The sequence below is a fragment of the Burkholderia sp. Ap-955 genome, assembly GCF_011753045.1.
Lineage (GTDB): Bacteria > Pseudomonadota > Gammaproteobacteria > Burkholderiales > Burkholderiaceae > Burkholderia > Burkholderia lata_D.
In genome coordinates, this window is sequence record NZ_VWWH01000011.1 from 103060 (window position 1) to 119728 (window position 16669).

16 protein-coding genes are annotated in these 16669 nt (G+C 67.3%); 9 read left to right on the top strand and 7 right to left on the bottom strand.

The features are described from left to right. Positions 1-23: 23 nt before the first annotated feature. A complete protein-coding gene (locus F3J15_RS09365; protein ID WP_089484941.1) occupies positions 24-872 on the bottom strand; it encodes a helix-turn-helix transcriptional regulator in 849 nt (282 codons plus the stop codon). A gap of 196 nt (positions 873-1068) precedes the next feature. Between F3J15_RS09365 and F3J15_RS09370 the strand changes: the two genes are divergently transcribed. Both F3J15_RS09370 and F3J15_RS09375 read left to right on the top strand, forming a co-directional pair. Beyond that, positions 1069-2031, top strand: a complete 963-nt coding sequence (locus F3J15_RS09370; protein ID WP_166890067.1) for a DUF2167 domain-containing protein — start codon at positions 1069-1071, stop codon at positions 2029-2031. Continuing rightward, a complete protein-coding gene (locus F3J15_RS09375; RefSeq protein WP_069252547.1) occupies positions 2028-2753 on the top strand; it encodes a site-2 protease family protein in 726 nt (241 codons plus the stop codon). The genes F3J15_RS09370 and F3J15_RS09375 overlap by 4 nt, the downstream gene beginning before the upstream one ends. 77 nt (positions 2754-2830) lie before the next feature. On the opposite strand, the gene F3J15_RS09380 is transcribed toward F3J15_RS09375, so the two are convergent. Continuing rightward, a complete protein-coding gene (locus F3J15_RS09380) occupies positions 2831-4210 on the bottom strand; it encodes an MFS transporter (RefSeq protein WP_166890070.1) in 1380 nt (459 codons plus the stop codon). 248 nt (positions 4211-4458) lie between these two features. On the opposite strand from F3J15_RS09380, the gene F3J15_RS09385 reads away from it, so the two are divergent. Beyond that, positions 4459-6036 (top strand): aldehyde dehydrogenase (NADP(+)), encoded by a 1578-nt coding sequence (locus F3J15_RS09385; protein WP_166890073.1) that lies wholly within the window; start codon positions 4459-4461, stop codon positions 6034-6036. A 183-nt stretch (positions 6037-6219) separates the two neighbouring features. Here F3J15_RS09385 and F3J15_RS09390 read toward each other — a convergent pair whose 3' ends face one another. After that, complete coding sequence (locus F3J15_RS09390; protein ID WP_166890076.1) at positions 6220-6417, bottom strand: type II toxin-antitoxin system VapB family antitoxin; 198 nt, start codon at positions 6415-6417, stop codon at positions 6220-6222. A 281-nt stretch (positions 6418-6698) separates the two neighbouring features. On the opposite strand from F3J15_RS09390, the gene F3J15_RS09395 reads away from it, so the two are divergent. Beyond that, positions 6699-7253 (top strand): hypothetical protein, encoded by a 555-nt coding sequence (locus tag F3J15_RS09395; protein WP_166890079.1) that lies wholly within the window; start codon positions 6699-6701, stop codon positions 7251-7253. Positions 7254-7368: 115 nt separating this feature from the next. Here the strand turns inward: F3J15_RS09395 and kdgD are convergent, their stop codons facing one another. Further along, positions 7369-8283, bottom strand: coding sequence for a 5-dehydro-4-deoxyglucarate dehydratase (kdgD, locus tag F3J15_RS09400; RefSeq protein ID WP_011546881.1), 915 nt, complete (start codon positions 8281-8283; stop codon positions 7369-7371). A gap of 229 nt (positions 8284-8512) precedes the next feature. Between kdgD and garD the strand changes: the two genes are divergently transcribed. The 4 genes from garD to F3J15_RS09420 all read left to right on the top strand — a co-directional run bounded on the left by garD (position 8513) and on the right by F3J15_RS09420 (position 11861). Further along, positions 8513-10066 carry a galactarate dehydratase gene (gene garD, locus F3J15_RS09405; protein ID WP_166890082.1) on the top strand — a complete coding sequence of 518 codons (1554 nt, stop codon included), beginning with the start codon at positions 8513-8515 and terminating at the stop codon, positions 10064-10066. 236 nt (positions 10067-10302) lie between these two features. After that, positions 10303-10695 carry a nuclear transport factor 2 family protein gene (locus F3J15_RS09410; RefSeq protein WP_166890085.1) on the top strand — a complete coding sequence of 131 codons (393 nt, stop codon included), beginning with the start codon at positions 10303-10305 and terminating at the stop codon, positions 10693-10695. Between the two features lie 79 nt (positions 10696-10774). Then, positions 10775-11230: an RbsD/FucU family protein gene (locus F3J15_RS09415; RefSeq protein WP_166890090.1), complete on the top strand. Its 456-nt coding sequence runs from the start codon at positions 10775-10777 to the stop codon at positions 11228-11230. 193 nt (positions 11231-11423) lie between these two features. Next, complete coding sequence (locus F3J15_RS09420) at positions 11424-11861, top strand: DoxX family protein (RefSeq protein WP_089448475.1); 438 nt, start codon at positions 11424-11426, stop codon at positions 11859-11861. Between the two features lie 103 nt (positions 11862-11964). Here F3J15_RS09420 and F3J15_RS09425 read toward each other — a convergent pair whose 3' ends face one another. Beyond that, positions 11965-13275: an MFS transporter gene (locus tag F3J15_RS09425; protein WP_069252538.1), complete on the bottom strand. Its 1311-nt coding sequence runs from the start codon at positions 13273-13275 to the stop codon at positions 11965-11967. Between the two features lie 377 nt (positions 13276-13652). Then, positions 13653-14789, bottom strand: coding sequence for a branched-chain amino acid ABC transporter substrate-binding protein (locus tag F3J15_RS09430; protein ID WP_166890093.1), 1137 nt, complete (start codon positions 14787-14789; stop codon positions 13653-13655). A 660-nt stretch (positions 14790-15449) separates the two neighbouring features. Between F3J15_RS09430 and F3J15_RS09435 the strand changes: the two genes are divergently transcribed. Next, positions 15450-16244 (top strand): AraC family transcriptional regulator, encoded by a 795-nt coding sequence (locus F3J15_RS09435; RefSeq protein WP_089448472.1) that lies wholly within the window; start codon positions 15450-15452, stop codon positions 16242-16244. Between the two features lie 78 nt (positions 16245-16322). Here F3J15_RS09435 and F3J15_RS09440 read toward each other — a convergent pair whose 3' ends face one another. Then, entirely contained in the window at positions 16323-16586 is a 264-nt protein-coding gene (locus F3J15_RS09440; protein ID WP_039367795.1) for a hypothetical protein, read from the bottom strand. Between the last annotated feature and the right edge of the window lie 83 nt (positions 16587-16669).

Here is a 16669-nt window from a genome sequence, read left to right on the forward strand (position 1 = left end):
CGCCGCCGACCCGCACGCCGACATTACTCCGCCGGCAACGCGTCCGCCAGCGCCCGCATCGCGTCCACCGTCTCCGGGTTCGCCGGGAAGAACGCCTCGATCGCGAGTTCCGACAGCGTCACGTCGACCGGTGTGCCGAACACCGTCGTCGTGCTGAAGAACGTCAACTCGCCGGCCGCCGTGCGCAGCCGCAGCGGCACGGCGATATCCGCGAAGTCGGTGCGCGCCTGCGTGTCGTCGGGCTGGCCGGCCGGCGCCGGATATGCGGCGAGTTCGTCGCGCAGCGTGTGCAGCGTGCGGTCGCCGCTCGCATCGATCTGCCGCTGCAGCCGATGCAGGATGTGCGCGCGCCATTCGTGCCAGTTGACGATCTGTGACGCGAGCCCGTCCGGATGCAGGCTCAGCCGCAGCACGTTGACGGGCGGCTGCAGCAGCGCCGGGTCGGCCTGCGCGACCAGCGCGCCGAGCATCCGGTTCGCGGCGAGCAGCGTCCAGTGGCGGTCCACGGCGAGCGCCGGGTAGGGCTCGTGGCCGCGCAGCACCGCTTCGACCGCATGGCGTGCGGCATCCAGTTGCGGATCCGAAAACGGCCGTTCTCGGAACAGCGGCGCGAAGCCGGCCGCGACGAGCAGCGCATTGCGTTCGCGCAGCGGCACGTCGAGACGCTCCGCGAGATGCAGCACCATCTCGCGGCTCGGCTGCGCGCGGCCCGATTCGACGAAGCTCAGGTGGCGCGCGGAGACTTCCGCGTCGAGCGCAAGCGCCATCTGGCTCAGGCGCCGGCGTTGCCGCCACGTGCGCAGCAGCGGGCCGATACCGGGCGCGCGGCCGGCGGACGGGGAGGGCGAATGGAGGGCGGCGGTCGGGTTCATGCAGCAGATGATAGGCAATCCCGCGCACCATGGACATTACCTGCGACGTAAGCATCTCGCCGTTCCCCGGACGTGTCACCGCGCTGCGTTACCATAGCCCCCGTGCCAACTGAGAGACGACGCCGGCCCCGCGATTGAAAGCGCCTGGGCCGGTGCCGTGCATATTTACGACAAGGCATTCCAGGGGAATCCAACAATGAAAAAACTTGCCGTCCGGTTCGCCTGCGTGGCGACGCTTGCATTCGCCGCGACCACCGGCCACGCGCAGACCGAAGCTGCGCAGGTGGAAATGAGGGCCGCCGCCGCGGCCGCCAACGACGCGGTCGTGAAGGGCCCGACCGACATCGACGTGAAACACGAAGCCGTGCTGAAGCTGAAAGCCGGCGAATCGTTCGTGCCGGCCGCCGAAGCCGGCCGCTACCTGCGCTCGATGGGCAACTCGATCGACGAATCCAAGCTGGTCGGCCTCGTGCTGCCCGATGATCCCGATGCCGACTGGATCTCGGTCGTGTCGTTCGAGCCGAGCGGCTATATCCGCGATGACGATGCAAAGGACTGGAAACCCGACGAGCTGCTGAAGAGCCTGCAGTCCGGCACCGAGGAAGACAACCCGGGGCGCAAGGAGCGCGGCCTGCCGGAGACCGAGGTGGTCGGCTGGGCGAAGGCGCCCGCCTACGACGCGGCCACGCACCGGCTCGTGTGGTCCGCGATCATCCGCGACAAGGGCGCGGCCCCGAATGCCGAGAACGACGGCGTGAACTACCGGACGCTGGTGCTCGGCCGTGACGGCTACCTGTCGCTGACGATGGCGTCGACGCTTGCCGACCTGCCGAAATACAAGGCGTCGGCCGACGAGCTGCTGTCGAACATCCGCTTCAACGACGGCAAGCGCTACGCCGATTTCAACAAGTCGACCGACCACGTCGCCGAGTACGGCCTTGCGGCGCTGATCGTCGGTGTCGGCGCGAAGAAGCTTGGCCTGCTCGCGCTGATCGGCGCGTTCGCGGTGAAGTTCTTCAAGATCGGCGCGGTCGCGCTGCTGGCCGGCGGCGCGGCGTTGAAGCGCTTCTTCGGGCGCAAGCCGAAGGCGGCCGCGGTGCCGGCCGTCGCGGAGGCATCCAGCGTCTCCGACGCATCCGGCATGGAGCGCAAGGAATGACGAAGCTGTTGCTGCTGATCTTCGGCGGCCTCAAGCTCGGCAAGGTGCTCGTGTCGGCGGGCACCATGCTGGCGTCGATCGCGGTCTACGCGGTGTTCTACGGCTGGCGGTTCGCGGCCGGTTTCGTGGCGCTGCTGCTGGTGCACGAGGCCGGCCATTACATCGCCGCGCAGCGGCGCGGGCTCGACGTCGGGTTGCCGACCTTCATCCCGTTCGTCGGCGCGTGGATCCAGCTGAAGGAGATGCCGCACGACGCGGAAACCGAGGCGTACGTCGGGCTCGCCGGGCCGTTCGTCGGCACGCTCGGTGCGCTGGCCTGCTACGCGGCCGCGCGCCACTATGACAGCAACCTGCTGCTCGCGCTGTCGTACACCGGCTTCTTCCTGAACCTGTTCAACATGATTCCGCTGTCGCCGTTCGACGGCGGGCGGATCACCGCGGTGCTGTCGCCGCGCATCTGGTTTGCGGGCGTGCCGGTGCTGATCGCGCTGTTCGTGTACCGCCCGAGCCCGCTGCTGATCGTGATGGCGATCCTCGCGCTGCCGCAGCTGAAGCGTGCGTGGCGCTACGACCCCGACGCGCCGGAGAACCGCGTGTACTACGCGACGTCGATCGAGACGAAGACGACGTACGCGCTCTGCTACGTGGGCCTGCTCGCGTTCCTCGCGCTGATGACGTCGGGCGTGCACGACATGCTGCGCGTCGCGCATTCGTCGATCTGACCGCGGATACCGGCGGTCGAATGCAACGACGGCGGCCGTTTTATGCGGCCGCCGTCGTTTTGTCTTGAAGCCGAGCGTCAGGCGTCGCGATGACGCAGTTCGACGCGTTTGATGTCCTTCACGATCACGAGATAGCTGAATACGGTGACGAGCGCGTTCAGCCCGACGAACACGAGCGCGCCGTTGAACGAGCCGCTCGCGCCGACGAGGTAGCCGATCGCGATCGGCGCGACGATGCCGGCCGTGTTGCCGAACATGTTGAACAGGCTGCCCGACAGGCCGATCGCTTCCTTCGGCGCGGTATCCGCGACGACGGCCCAGCCCAGCGAGCCGATCCCCTTGCCGAAGAACGACACGGCCATCAGCGCGATCACCAGCACTTCGCTGTCGACGTAGTTGCAGCCGATGATGACCATCGACAGCGCCATCCCGCCGACGATCGGGATCTTGCGCGCGAGCGTGAGCGACACACCGCGACGGATCAGCCCGTCCGACAGCATCCCGCCGAGCACGCCGCCGAGGAACCCGCAGATCGCGGGCAGCGACGTCATGAAGCCGGCCTTCAGCAGCGACATCCCGCGCGCCTGCACGAGGTAGATCGGGAACCACGTGAGGAAGAAGTAGGTGAGCACGTTCACGCAGTACTGGCCGAGGTACACGCCGATCAGCATCCGGTTCGACAGCAGCTGGCGCACGTAGTACCAGCCGGCCACGCGGCTGCCTTCCGAGCGCGCGCCGTTGCTGCTGCGCGCGGCGGTGCGCACCAGTCCGCCGCCCTGCTCGATATGCTCGAGTTCCGCTCGGTTCACGGCCGGATGGTCGGCCGGATCCTTCATGACCCGCAGCCACAGGAACGCGAGCGCGATGCCCGCAAGGCCGAGCCACAGATACACCTGGTGCCAGCCATACGCATGCGTGAGCCACGCCATCAGCGGCGAGAACACCACGGCCGCGAAGTACTGCGCGGCGTTGAAGATCGCCGACGCGGTGCCGCGCTCGGCGGTCGGGAACCAGCTCGCCACGACCTTCGCGTTCGCCGGAAAGGCCGGGGCTTCGGCGATGCCGACCGCGAAGCGCATCGCGAACAGCGCGGCGACCGCGAACGCGGCGCTGCCGCCGAGGCCGATCGTGCTTTGCAGCAGCGTGAACGCCGACCACAGGAAGATGCTGGCCGCATACACGCGCCGCGCGCCGAAGCGGTCGAGCAGCCAGCCACTCGGCAGTTGCGCGAGCACGTACGCCCAACTGAACGCCGAAAAGATGTAGCCCATCGTCACCGGATCGATGCCGAACGCCTTGCGGATCGGCGTGCCGGTGATCGACAGCGTCGCGCGGTCCGCATAGTTGAGCGTCGTGACGACGAACAGCATCGCGAGGATCCAGTAGCGCACGGCGGTCCGGCGCGCGGTGCGCGCGAGGTCGAGCGGAAGCTCGCGAGGGGAGGTCTGATTGCTCACTTTAAATGTACGTCGTCGTATGACATGAGCGAAAGTTTATTGAGAATGCCCGGATTCAGAAACCTCGGGTTTTCCCTTTGGGGATCGTCGTCACAGTGTGGGAAAGTCGCGATATGCTGGCCGGACAAGGCTTGCGCGTGTATCGTCGGCGCCTTCGCAGGCGGCGCGAATGATGCGAGGTTGTCGGCAGACATCGTATCTGTTGCGCTACAATGAGCAATCCATTCCCGAACCACGGAGCACATCCCATGCAACTGACAGGAGAGATGCTGATCGGCGCCGAAGCGGTGGCCGGCTCGGCAGGCACCTTGCTGGCGTTCGACCCGACGAAAGGCGCGCCAATCGAGGCCCCGGTGTTCGGCGTCGCGACGCAGGCCGACGTCGACCGCGCGTGCGAGCTCGCACGCGACGCGTTCGATGCGTACCGCACGCAGCCGCTCGCGGCCCGCGCGGCGTTTCTCGAAGCGATCGCGGATGAAATCGTCGCGCTCGGCGACGCGCTGATCGAGCGCGCGCACGCCGAAACGGGCCTGCCCGTCGCGCGGCTGCAAGGCGAGCGCGGCCGTACCGTCGGCCAGCTCCGGCTGTTCGCGCGTGTCGTGCGCGACGGGCGCTTCCTCGCCGCGTCGATCGATCCCGCGCAGCCGGCGCGCACGCCGCTGCCGCGTTCGGACCTGCGGCTTCAGAAAGTCGCGCTCGGGCCCGTCGCCGTGTTCGGCGCGAGCAATTTCCCGCTCGCATTCTCGGTGGCGGGCGGCGATACCGCGTCGGCGCTCGCGGCCGGCTGCCCGGTGATCGTGAAGGCGCACGAGGCGCACCTCGGCACGTCCGAGCTGGTTGGCCGCGCGATCCGCGCCGCCGTCGCGAAAACCGCCATGCCGGCCGGCGTGTTCTCGCTGCTGGTCGGCCCCGGCCGCGTGATCGGCGCGGCGCTGGTCAGCCATCCGGCGATCCAGGCCGTCGGTTTCACCGGGTCGCGGCAGGGCGGGATGGCGCTCGTGCAGCACGCGAACGCGCGTCCGCAGCCGATTCCCGTTTATGCGGAAATGAGCAGCATCAACCCGGTCGTGTTGTTCCCGGCTGCGCTGGCCGCGCGCGGCGACGCGATCGCGACGGGCTTCGTCGATTCGCTGACGCTCGGCGTCGGCCAGTTCTGTACCAACCCGGGCCTCGTGCTCGCAATCGACGGCCCTGATCTCGACCGCTTCGAGACGGTCGCCGCGCAGGCGCTCGCGAAGAAGCCGGCCGGTGTGATGCTCACGCGCGGCATCACCGATGCGTATCGCAACGGCCGCGGCAAGCTGGCCGAACTGCCGGGCGTGCGCGAAATCGGCGCGGGCGAGGCGGCGCAGACCGACTGCCAGGCCGGCGGCGCGCTGTACGAAGTCGGTGCGCAGGCGTTCCTGGCCGAGCCGGCATTCAGCCACGAGGTGTTCGGGCCGGCGTCGCTGATCGTGCGTTGCGGTGATCTCGACGAAGTCGCGCGCGTGCTCGAAGCACTCGAAGGCCAGCTGACGGCCACGCTGCAGATGGACGCCGACGACAAGCCGCTCGCGCGCCGGCTGCTGCCGATCCTCGAACGCAAGGCGGGCCGCCTGCTGGTCAACGGCTACCCGACCGGCGTCGAGGTGTGCGACGCGATGGTGCACGGCGGGCCGTTCCCGGCCACGTCGAACCCGGCCGTCACGTCGGTCGGCGCGACGGCGATCGAGCGCTTCCTGCGGCCGGTGTGCTACCAGGATTTCCCGGACGATCTGCTGCCGGAAGGGTTGCAGGAAAGCAATCCGCTCGCGATTCCGCGGCTGCGGGACGGCAAGGCGGAGTGATGACGCACCTCGATTGAGGGAGCGTTTTATTGCGACTGGTGAGCCTGGGTGCTTGCCGGTTGCAACAGACGAAAAGGCGGAAGTGGCCGGTGAGCCGCTTCCGCCTTTTTTGCATGGCAGGTTTGGGTAGTGCCGATCTCGCCGCGTCAGTGGGCGGGATGCGCGGCGTGCCGTCGAAAAGAATCATGCTGGCTCCGACGGGCGCCGTGGGATGGATTCGAGGTCAGGTTCGGTGCCGCCGAGACGGGCGAGCCGCCGGGCGCTTTCGCGGGCGATCAACGCGCGCAGCGCTTCTTTCACCAAGGTCGATTTTTCGGTCACCCCAGTTAATTGCTGCGCTTTGGCAAGCAGGGCGTCGTCAAGGGACAAGGTCGTGCGCATGGCGCGCCTCCGGAAAGGATCGAAGCATCAACTATCGCATCAATTGATGCTGATGCTGATGCCTGCACGCGAGGGTGCAATGAATCTGGATCGTGCCGAGGCGGCATAGAGGGGCCGGTGTCCGGGGCGAGCGCCGGCGTCGTCGTGTGGGCAAAGGCGGTCGTTGATCTCGCCGTCTTCCGTGTCGCCGGAATTTCTCATACAGTACCGGAGCCCCGGGTCGACCGACCCGCAGGCGAAACCTGAGAGATCCAGAAAAAAGACCAAGAGGGAACGGCATCATGAACATCAGCAAACGTGGCGACCACCTGTTCGCGGCCGGGTTGTGGAAAGCGATCGGCGACGTCGCGAAATCGGTCCGTACCCAGATCGGCGAATACAGCGAAGGGCGCGTGCTGGCCGACGCGCTGTTCACCCTGCAGCGCGAGCTGGGCGGCAGTGAATTCGATGTGACGATCAACCAGGGGCGGCCCGTCGCGGGTTCCGATCCGCATTCGTTGACCTTCGGCAGGGCCGTCGAGCGTTTCAGGCACGACATGGAGGCGGTGGTGTTCGCGCTGAAGCACCGCCGCAGCATCGACGAGCCCAACGGTGCGCAGCGCGCCGAAGAACTGACGCAGGCCAACACGCATCTCGCGACCGCGAAGCAGTACGCGATGTTGACGGTCGGGCGGTTCTTCGATGCGGTCGTCGATCGCGACGTGCTGGAACAGATCGTGGGTGCCGAGTCGCCCGCGCGCGGCCGGCCGATCGCGGCGCGCAAGGGAATCGACGAGACGCAGCGCACGCTCGCCGGCGTGCGTCAGCGGATCATCGGCGCGATCGCGCAGATGTAACGCAATGGCCGCGCCGGCTCGTCGAGCCGCGCGGCCATTGCGTGATGCGGATACGGCGCGCGGGGGCGCCGGCGTGCGGCGCCGATGAAGATCGCGCGCTGCCAGCGAACGCCGCTTACTGCGGGCCCATCTTCTTGATCAGCACGTCGAGCTCGGCCGCTTCTTCATCGGTCAGGTCGACGAGCGGCGCACGCACCGGGCCTGCGTCATGGCCGACGAGCTTCGCGCCCGCCTTCACGATGCTGACCGCATAGCCCGCGCGGCGATTGCGGATCTTCAGGTACGGCAGGAAAAATTCGTCGATCAGGCGGCCGACCGTGGCGTGGTCGTCCTTCGCGATCGCTTCGTAGAATGCCATCGCCGTCTTCGGGATGAAGTTGAACACGGCCGACGAATACACCGGCACGCCGAGCGCCTTGTACGCGGCCGCATAGACTTCAGCCGTCGGCAGGCCGCCGAGGTAGGCGAAACGGTCGCCGAGGCGGCGGCGGATCGTCACCATGCTTTCGATTTCGCCGACACCGTCCTTGAAGCCGATCAGGTTCGGGCAACGATCAGCGAGGCGCTCGAGCATGTCGGCGTTCAGCTTCGAATTCGCGCGGTTGTACACCACGACACCGATCTTCAGCGCACGGCACACCTGCTCGACGTGGTCGGCGATCCCTTCCTGGCTGGCTTCGGTCAGGTAGTGCGGCATCAGCAGCACGCCGCTCGCGCCGAGGCGCTCGGCCTCCTGCGCATATTCGATCGCGACGCGCGTCGCACCGCCCGCGCCGGCGAGGATCGGAACCTTGCCCTTGCAGGTTTCCGTCGCGACACGGATCACGTCCGAATACTCGCGCTGCGTGAGCGAGAAGAATTCACCGGTGCCGCCGGCCGCGAACAGCGCGCTCGCACCATATGGCGCGAGCCATTCCAGGCGCTCGGCATAGGTGGACGGGCGGAAGCTGCCGTCGGCGTCGAAATCCGTCAGCGGAAACGATAGCAGGCCGTGGGAGATGATCTGTTTGAGTTCTTGCGGTGAGGTCATGGTTGGGGTCGTCCGTCTAGCGCGAGTGCTGGTTCGTCGGGAACGGCATACGAGCCGAATTGGCGATGTCGTTGTATGTCATCGTACAACGCAAGAAAGAGCGGCGCAAGCGGTTTGCTGGCGGGTCAGGGGTAGGGTCTTTCCGGATAAGGGTTTACGCAGCATCGTCGACTGAGGTTGAATGTCGTATGATGACTAACGATATCGCAGACAGCCTCCTGGAATTCCGATGACTGCTTCCCCGCTCTATATCCGTGTGCATCCGGACGACAACGTCGCGATCGTCGTCAACGACGGCGGCTTGCCCGAGGGCGCGACGTTCGCCGACGGGCTGACGTTGCGCGAAGGCGTGCCGCAGGGGCACAAGGTTGCGCTGGTCGACCTCGCGGCCGGCGACCCGATCGTCCGCTACAACGTGGTGATCGGCTATGCGCTGGTCGAGCTGCGCCGCGGCAGCTGGGTCAACGAACGCACGATGCGCATGCCCGAACCGCCGGGGCTCGACGACCTGCCGCTTGCCACCCGCGCCGCGCCGCCGCTGCCGCCGCTCGAAGGCTATACGTTCGAGGGTTTCCGTAACGCCGACGGCTCGGTCGGCACGCGCAACATCCTCGCGATCACGACGACCGTGCAGTGCGTGTCGGGCGTCGTCGAGCACGCGGTGAAGCGGATCAAGGACGAGCTGCTGCCGCGCTACCCGAACGTCGACGACGTGGTCGGGCTCGAGCACACGTACGGTTGCGGCGTGGCGATCGACGCGCCCGACGCCGACATCCCGATTCGCACGCTACGCAACATCAGCCTGAATCCGAACTTCGGCGGCGAGGTGATGACCGTGAGCCTCGGCTGCGAGAAGCTGCAGCCCGAGCGCCTGCTGCCGCCCGGCACGATTCCGGTCGCGGCCGACGGTGCGACCGACAACGGCGGCGTGGTGTGCCTGCAGGACGCCGCGCACGTCGGCTTCAACTCGATGATCGACTCGATCATGAAGATGGCCGAATCGCATCTCGAGCGGCTCAACCGCCGCCGCCGCGAGACGTGCCCGGCATCGGATCTCGTCGTCGGCGTGCAGTGCGGCGGCAGCGACGCGTTCTCGGGGCTCACCGCGAACCCGGCCGTCGGCTTCGCGGCCGACCTGCTGGTGCGTGCGGGCGCGACGATCATGTTCTCCGAGGTGACGGAAGTGCGTGACGGTGTCGCGCAGCTCACGTCACGGGCGGCGAACGAGGACGTGGCGCGCGAGATCATCCGCGAGATGGACTGGTACGACCGCTACCTGCAGCGCGGCCGCGTCGACCGCAGCGCGAACACGACGCCCGGCAACAAGAAGGGCGGCCTGTCGAACATCGTCGAGAAGGCGATGGGCTCGATCGTGAAGTCGGGCAGCGCGCCGATCGCCGGCGTCGTGCGTCCCGGCGATCGCGCGAAGCAGAAGGGACTGCTGTATGCGGCGACGCCCGCGAGCGACTTCATCTGCGGCACGCTGCAGCTCGCGGCCGGGATGAACCTGCATATTTTCACGACCGGCCGCGGCACGCCGTACGGCCTCGCGCAGGTGCCGGTGATCAAGGTCGCGACGCGCAGCGATCTCGCGCGCCGCTGGCACGACCTGATGGATCTCGACGCGGGGCAGATCGCGACCGGCGCGGCCACGATCGAGGACACGGGCTGGGCACTGTTCCGGCTGATGCTCGACGTCGCGAGCGGCAAGCGCCGCACGTGGGCCGAGCAATGGAAGCTCGCGAATGCGTTGACGCTGTTCAACCCGGCGCCGGTGACCTGACGCGCGCGGCCGTTGCCGCCGAACGATGCGGGCGCCTTCGGGCGCCCGTTGTCATTGCGGCGGCGAATTCGCGATCCGGCGCACGCAGCACCTCTCGCGCAGACGGTGCGAATTCCTTACCTGTCACGTAATCGACCGACCGCGCGAGGCCGGCGACGATGTCTGCACGCGAACACGCAATACGCAACACGCGACGTTCGCGACATCGTCCTCTCATCGACCCAAGGAGCCTCGCCATGAACACCGCCCAATCCGCTTCGTCCGTTCACGCCGACCTGATCGACCGCTACATCGACGCCTGGAACGAACCCGACGTCGCGCGCCGCCGCGCGCTGATCGATGCGACCTACGCGAGCGACGCGGCCTATCGCGATCCGCTGATGACCGGCGACGGCCACGCAGGCATCGACGCGATGATCGCGGCCGTGCAGGCGCGCTTCCCCGCGTTCCGCTTCCGCCGCACGACCGACGTCGACGGGTTCGGCCCGCATCTGCGCTTCTCGTGGGCGCTCGTGTCGCCCGATGGCGCGGCGATCGTGAAGGGTTCGGACTTCGGTACCGTCGACGCGTCGGGCCGCCTCGCGTCGGTGACGGGTTTCATCGACGAAATGCCGGCCGCGGCGTCGTGACGCGAGCGATGCACGCGCAGCGGCCACCGGGATCGGGTAACGTTATGCGGTTCGTTCCTGATCCCGGAGACTAGCCGACATGCTGAAGAATCTCGACCCGCTGCTGCACGCCGACATCCTGCACACGCTGCGCGCGATGGGCCACGGTGACGAAATCGCGATCTGCGATGCAAACTTCCCGGCGGAATCCGTCGCGGAGCACACGGTGGTCGGCCGCGCATTGCGGATCGACGGCGCGGATTCGGCGCGCGTCGTGCGTGCGGTGTTGTCCGTGCTGCCGCTCGACACGTTCGTCGACACGCCCGCGTGGCGGATGGAAGTCGTCGGCGATGCGGCGGCGGTGCCGCCCGTGCAGCGCGAGGTGCAGGCCGAGATCGACCGCGCGGAAGGGCGCGCGGTGCCGCTTGCGGGTGTCGACCGGTTCGCGTTCTACGAGCGCGCGCAGCAGGCTTACGCGGTGATCGTCACCGGCGAGCTGCGCGGCTACGGCTGCTTCATCTTCAAGAAGGGCGTGTTGTTGAGCGACGCGGGCTAAACGCCTGTTGATCCCGCCGCCTTCGGGCTGCGCGGCCGCCGCCGTGTAAAGATTTGCTACAACCTTTTTCTTGGACACGGCCGAAACTCTGTCTATGCTGGCCCATTTGCCGCGGGCCCCGCAGGGTCGCGCGGCGCCGAACCGCTCGGGCGCGCCCCGCGCGGACGGCCGAATTGCATACGAGGAGAGAGGCATGACGCGTTCCGTCGATTCCGGCGTCATTTTTTTCGCGCGCCTGGCGCTGGCGGCGTTGTTCCTGTGGGGCGGCGTGATGAAACTGCTCGGCTACAGCGACTTCGTCGCGTATCTGCACGGGATGAACGTGCCCTATCAACAGGTCGTCGCGCCGATCGTCGTCGCGATAGAGGGGCTCGGCGGCCTGCTGCTGATCGTCGGCTACAAGGTACGGCCGCTCGCGTTGCTGTTGGCGGTCTACACGATCGCGACCGCGATGGTCGGGCACAATTTCTGGGACGCGACGAACGCCGCCGTCCAGCACGACATGGTGATCCATTTCTGGAAGAACGTCGCGATCGCCGGCGGGTTCCTGCTGCTGTTCGTCACCGGTGCCGGCGGCGCGAGCATCGACGCGCTGCGCCGGCCGAGTTCGTCGTACGGCGTGCTGCGCTGAACTGAGCAACGCGCGCTACGGCGCCGAGCAAGACAAAAGGGCCGAATCCCGCACGTCGCGGGATTCGGCCCTTTGTTCATGGCGCGCGCGTGCGCGCCGGCGCTCAGTGCGTCGCCTTCACGTCCTTCGCATCCTTCGAGAACTGCACGGCGATCGCGCCGAGCACGCAGATCGCCGCGACGTACACCACCGGTGCGAGCGGATTCGACTTCATCATCAACGACACGATCACCGGCGTGAGGCCGCCGAAGATCGCATACGCGACGTTGTACGAGAACGAGATGCCCGAGAAGCGCACGACGGCCGGGAAGCTCTTGACCATCACGAACGGCACAGCGCCGATCGTGCCGACCATGAAGCCAGCGATCCCGTAGTAGAGCGGCAGCGTCGACGCGTCGGCCGCGACCTGCGCGAACAGCAGGTAGTAGCACGCGGCCAGCCCGATGCCGCCGATGCCGAGCACGCGCTTCGCGCCGATCCAGCCCGCGAGCGAACCCGCGGTGATGCAGCCGGCCGTCAGGCACAGCGTCGCGACGCTGTTCGCGAACAGCGTCGTCGCGGGCGTCAGGTGGAACTGCTTCTGCAGCAGCGCGGGCGTCATCAGGATCACGACGACGATCGCGGCCGACAGCATCCACGTGAGCAGCATCGACACGATCACCGCGCGGCCGTGGTCACGCAGCACGGCCTTCAGCGGAATCTCGGCCGCGAGCGCCTTCTTCGCCTTCATCTCGGCGAACACCGGCGTCTCGTGCAGCCAGCGGCGCAGGTACACCGAGAACAGGCCAAACACGCCGCCGAGCAGGAACGGGATGCGCCACGCGAACGCGCCGACTTCGGCGGTCGAGTAACGGCTGTTGATGCCGGCGGCGACCAGCGAGCCGAGCAGGATGCCGGCGGTCAGGCCCGCGGTCAGCGTGCCGCACGCATAGCCGATGTGGCGCGACGGCACGTGCTCGGACACGAACACCCATGCGCCCGGCACTTCGCCGCCGACGGCCGCGCCCTGCAGCACGCGGAACAGCAGCAGCAACACCGGCGCGAGGATGCCGATCGTGTCGTAGGTCGGCAGCAGGCCCATCAGCAGCGTCGGCACGGACATCATCAGCACGCTCAGCGTGAACATCCGCTTGCGGCCGAACAGGTCGCCGAAGTGCGCCATGATCACGCCGCCGAGCGGGCGCGCGAGATAGCCGGCCGCGAAGATGCCGAACGTCTGCAACTGGCGCAGCCAGTCGGGAATGTCGTGCGGGAAGAACAGTTGCCCAATCGCCGGCGCGAAGAACACGAAGATGATGAAGTCGTAGAACTCGAGGGCGCCGCCGAGTGCGGCAAGGCCAAGGGTCTTGTAGTCGCTGCGCGTGAGCGCGCGTTCGGCGGCGCGAGGCACGCCGCTCAATTCGGAAGCTTGCATGGTCAGGACGATCGGTTTTCGAATGTAGTTGTCGGTGCTGCGTCTCCAGGGCCCGCTTTTCGGCATGGACTGACAAGGCGCGGCTTGCCTCGTCGAAGCGTGGCGCGTGCCGGGTGAGGCACGAAACATGCACCGCCGCACCGGGATGGGGCGCGGCGAAGACGAAGCGTCAAAGCGGGTGGGGGGATTCTACAGGAGCGCGAAATGCACGCGCGTGGGCGCGCGCCAGGGAGCGGTTCGGATCGCGAAGCCGAAGCCGAAGCCGAAGCCGACGCAGACGCAGACGCAGACGCAGACGCAGACGCAGACGCAAAAGCGCACGCGGCGCGGGCGGCCGGTGAGCCGCTGACGCGCCGCGTGGGGGAGGGTTTTGCGTATCAGTTGCCGGCGATCGTATCGACCGGCTTGAACGCGCCGTGCTCGACCTTGTAGATCGTCACCGGCGCATCCCTCAGGTCGCCCTTCGTGTCGTACGCGATGCTGGGGGCCGACACGCCCTTGACCGACACCTTGCCGAGATACGGCGTGTACACCTTCGGGTCGGTCGAGTTCGCTTCCTTCATCGCGGTGAGGAGCGCGATCGTGCCGTCGTACGAGTAAGGCGAGTAGGTGATCACGTCTTCGTTGAAGCGCGCCTTGTAGCGTGCCGCGTAGCCGGCGAAGCCGGGCATCTTTTCCTTCGGCAGCCCGCCCATGTAGACGATCGCGCCTTCGGCCGCGTCGCCGCCGACCTTCAGGAACGTCGGCGAACGCGACATCTCGCCCGTCACGAACGCCGACTTCATCCCCAGCTGGCGCATCTTGCGGATCATCGGCGACGATTGCGCGTCGCCGCCGCCGTAGAAGATCGCGTCCGGGTTCATCCCCTTGAGGTTGGTCAGGATCGCGGAGAAATCGAGTGCCTTGTCGTTCGTGAAGTCGCGCTTGATGATCGTGCCGCCCGCCGCTTCGACGGCCTTCGCGAATTCGTCGGCGATGCCCTGGCCGTAGGCCGTGCGGTCGTCGATGATCGCGATGCGCTTGAAGCGCAGCGTCTTCACCGCGTACGTGCCGACGATGCGGCCCGCCTGCGCGTCGCTCGTCAGCAGCCGGTAGGTCGTCTTGTAGCCGCGCGCCGTGTATTGCGGCGACGTGGCCATCGAGATCTGCGGCAGCCCCGCGCGATCGTACAGGTCGGACGCGGGAATGCTCGTGCCCGAGTTGAAGTGTCCGATGATCCCGCGGACGTTGTCGTCGATCAGCCGCTGCGCGACGGTCGTGCCCGTGCGCGGGTCGGCCTGGTCGTCCTGCGAGTCGAGCTGGAACGTGACGGGCTTGCCGCCGATCGTCGGATGCGTCGCATTGAAATCGGCGATCGCGAGCTGCACGCCCTTCTGCATGTCCGTGCCGTAGTTCGACTGCGGGCCGGTCAGCGGTGCGGCGAAACCGATCTTGACGACGTCGGCGGCCATGGTGTGCGCGCCCGACAGTGCGCAGGCAGCGGCCAGCGCGACGTGCGATACCTTCAGCTTCACTTTCACTTCCCCTTGATGGCGTGGTTGGGCCGCCGCCGGCTGGTGGGCCGGCGCCGGTAAACCGGGCGAGACGGTCCGGTCGGCAGGCCGATGCGAGGGCCGTGCGCGCTTGCCGCGTGCTGTCCGGGCTGTGCCGAAATCGGCGCACCTGATGGCCGATGCCGCAGGCCATGCATGCCGATTGCTGCCGCGGCGTGAGGTCGTCTCGTGACCGTGAAGCGAAGTCTAGATAGCGAAAATGCGTGCGTCTTGCGCGTTCGATGCGCGGCCGGCGACGATATCGGCATATCGTCGATAACCCTGATATATGCCGAAATCGTCACGCCGAATGCGCAAACGCGCCAAGACGCTGCACGTTCGCATTTTTATGCTGGCGAGTTCGGGCGTGCGGTGCCGGTGTGCGAATGCGCCAGTCCGCGCGCGGCATGCCGGCCCCGGCGCACGCGTGGGGTTGCGTCGACGCAAGCGGATTCGCGGCCGGCCGCCGCACGCTCGGCGCAGTGGTTGCGCACGCAACGTATGTCGCGTGACGATGCCGGCCGATCGGCGGCGCGTTGCGTCGGCCGCCACCAACTTGGCCGCCTTTGCGATCGGCGCGACGCGATCGAAGGGGCGCTTCTATAATCGACGCCATCTGCCACTCGCATTGCGGTTGCCGGGATGACGCCCTTGCTTGCCGTACCGCCCATGAGCCTGTCCGAACCGTTGCGCTACCAGCCCGACAACGCCGATCTCGGCGCGATGCTTGCGCACTTCCGCCTGCTCGAACCGGTGTTCGATGCACTGCCGGACGTCGCATTCTTCGTGAAGGATGCGAGCGGCCGCTACGCGATCGTCAACCGCACGCTGGCGATGCGCTGCGGCTACAAGGACAAGCGCGACCTGCTCGGCAAGACGGCCGACGAAGTGTTTCCGCGCCGCTTCGGCCGCAGCTATTTCGAGCAGGACATGGCGACGATCAACGCCGGCCAGCAATTGGTGGACCAACTCGAGCTGCACCTGTATCCGGGCCGTCAGCCGGGCTGGTGCCTGACCTGCAAGGAGCCGCTGCGCGACGCCGCGGGCAGGGTGATCGGCCTCGCGGGCATCTCGCGCGACCTGAAGGCGCACGAGGGATCGCACCCGGCGTACAGCCGGCTCGCCGACGTCGTCCAGCACATCCAGGATCACTACGTGCAGCCGCTGAACCTGAAGCATCTCGCGCAGATGGCGGGGATGTCGGTCGCGCAACTCGAGCGCTACTTCCACAAGGTGTTCCACCTGACGCCGCGCCAGGTGCTGCTGAAGACGCGGCTCGATGCGGCCACCGCGCTGCTCGTCACGCACGACAAGGTGACCGACGTCGCGGCGCTATGCGGCTATACGGACCACAGCGCGTTCACGCGCCAGTTCAAGGCGACGGTCGGCGTGACGCCGACGGAATACCGGTTGATGCTGCAGGAGCGGGCAGGGTGACGCGACACGCCGAAAGGGCCGGCGGGTCGCTGGGATCGGGGTGATGCGGGAAAACGTGACAGGGATGAAAACGGCGGCTCAGCGGTAGCCGAGCCCTTTCAGGACGGCGGTGCCGTCTTCGGTCAGCCGGAAGCTGGGTGCCGTTTCGGTGTCGAGCTTGACCATCTCGACGAGACCGGCTTCCTGCAGCGCAGGCAGTTCGGGTTTGGCATTGGCGCCGATCGGTGCGTGCAGCAGCACGAGCAGCGTCGCGATTTCATGATGACTGAGCAGGCGGCGCAGCATCGTCTTCTTTGCAGGGGGCGCGGCCGGGCGGCCCGCGGGTGCTTCTACGGCGCTCATCGCTTTCCTCCTTTTCGAGATAACCATCGGGTACTGGTTGCGGATGGTGCCGTCGAAGACTTAAGCGATTCTTAAAACCAGGG

Coding starts and splice junctions, on each gene's coding strand:
- kdgD (WP_011546881.1), bottom strand. CDS start 8,283: ATGACCTCACCGCAAGAACTCAAACAGATCATCTCCCACGGCCTGCTA.
- F3J15_RS09365 (WP_089484941.1), bottom strand. CDS start 872: ATGAACCCGACCGCCGCCCTCCATTCGCCCTCCCCGTCCGCCGGCCGC.
- F3J15_RS09420 (WP_089448475.1), top strand. CDS start 11,424: ATGACGCGTTCCGTCGATTCCGGCGTCATTTTTTTCGCGCGCCTGGCG.
- F3J15_RS09375 (WP_069252547.1), top strand. CDS start 2,028: ATGACGAAGCTGTTGCTGCTGATCTTCGGCGGCCTCAAGCTCGGCAAG.
- F3J15_RS09390 (WP_166890076.1), bottom strand. CDS start 6,417: ATGCGCACGACCTTGTCCCTTGACGACGCCCTGCTTGCCAAAGCGCAG.
- F3J15_RS09435 (WP_089448472.1), top strand. CDS start 15,450: ATGACGCCCTTGCTTGCCGTACCGCCCATGAGCCTGTCCGAACCGTTG.
- garD (WP_166890082.1), top strand. CDS start 8,513: ATGACTGCTTCCCCGCTCTATATCCGTGTGCATCCGGACGACAACGTC.
- F3J15_RS09440 (WP_039367795.1), bottom strand. CDS start 16,586: ATGAGCGCCGTAGAAGCACCCGCGGGCCGCCCGGCCGCGCCCCCTGCA.
- F3J15_RS09395 (WP_166890079.1), top strand. CDS start 6,699: ATGAACATCAGCAAACGTGGCGACCACCTGTTCGCGGCCGGGTTGTGG.
- F3J15_RS09385 (WP_166890073.1), top strand. CDS start 4,459: ATGCAACTGACAGGAGAGATGCTGATCGGCGCCGAAGCGGTGGCCGGC.
- F3J15_RS09415 (WP_166890090.1), top strand. CDS start 10,775: ATGCTGAAGAATCTCGACCCGCTGCTGCACGCCGACATCCTGCACACG.
- F3J15_RS09425 (WP_069252538.1), bottom strand. CDS start 13,275: ATGCAAGCTTCCGAATTGAGCGGCGTGCCTCGCGCCGCCGAACGCGCG.
- F3J15_RS09370 (WP_166890067.1), top strand. CDS start 1,069: ATGAAAAAACTTGCCGTCCGGTTCGCCTGCGTGGCGACGCTTGCATTC.
- F3J15_RS09410 (WP_166890085.1), top strand. CDS start 10,303: ATGAACACCGCCCAATCCGCTTCGTCCGTTCACGCCGACCTGATCGAC.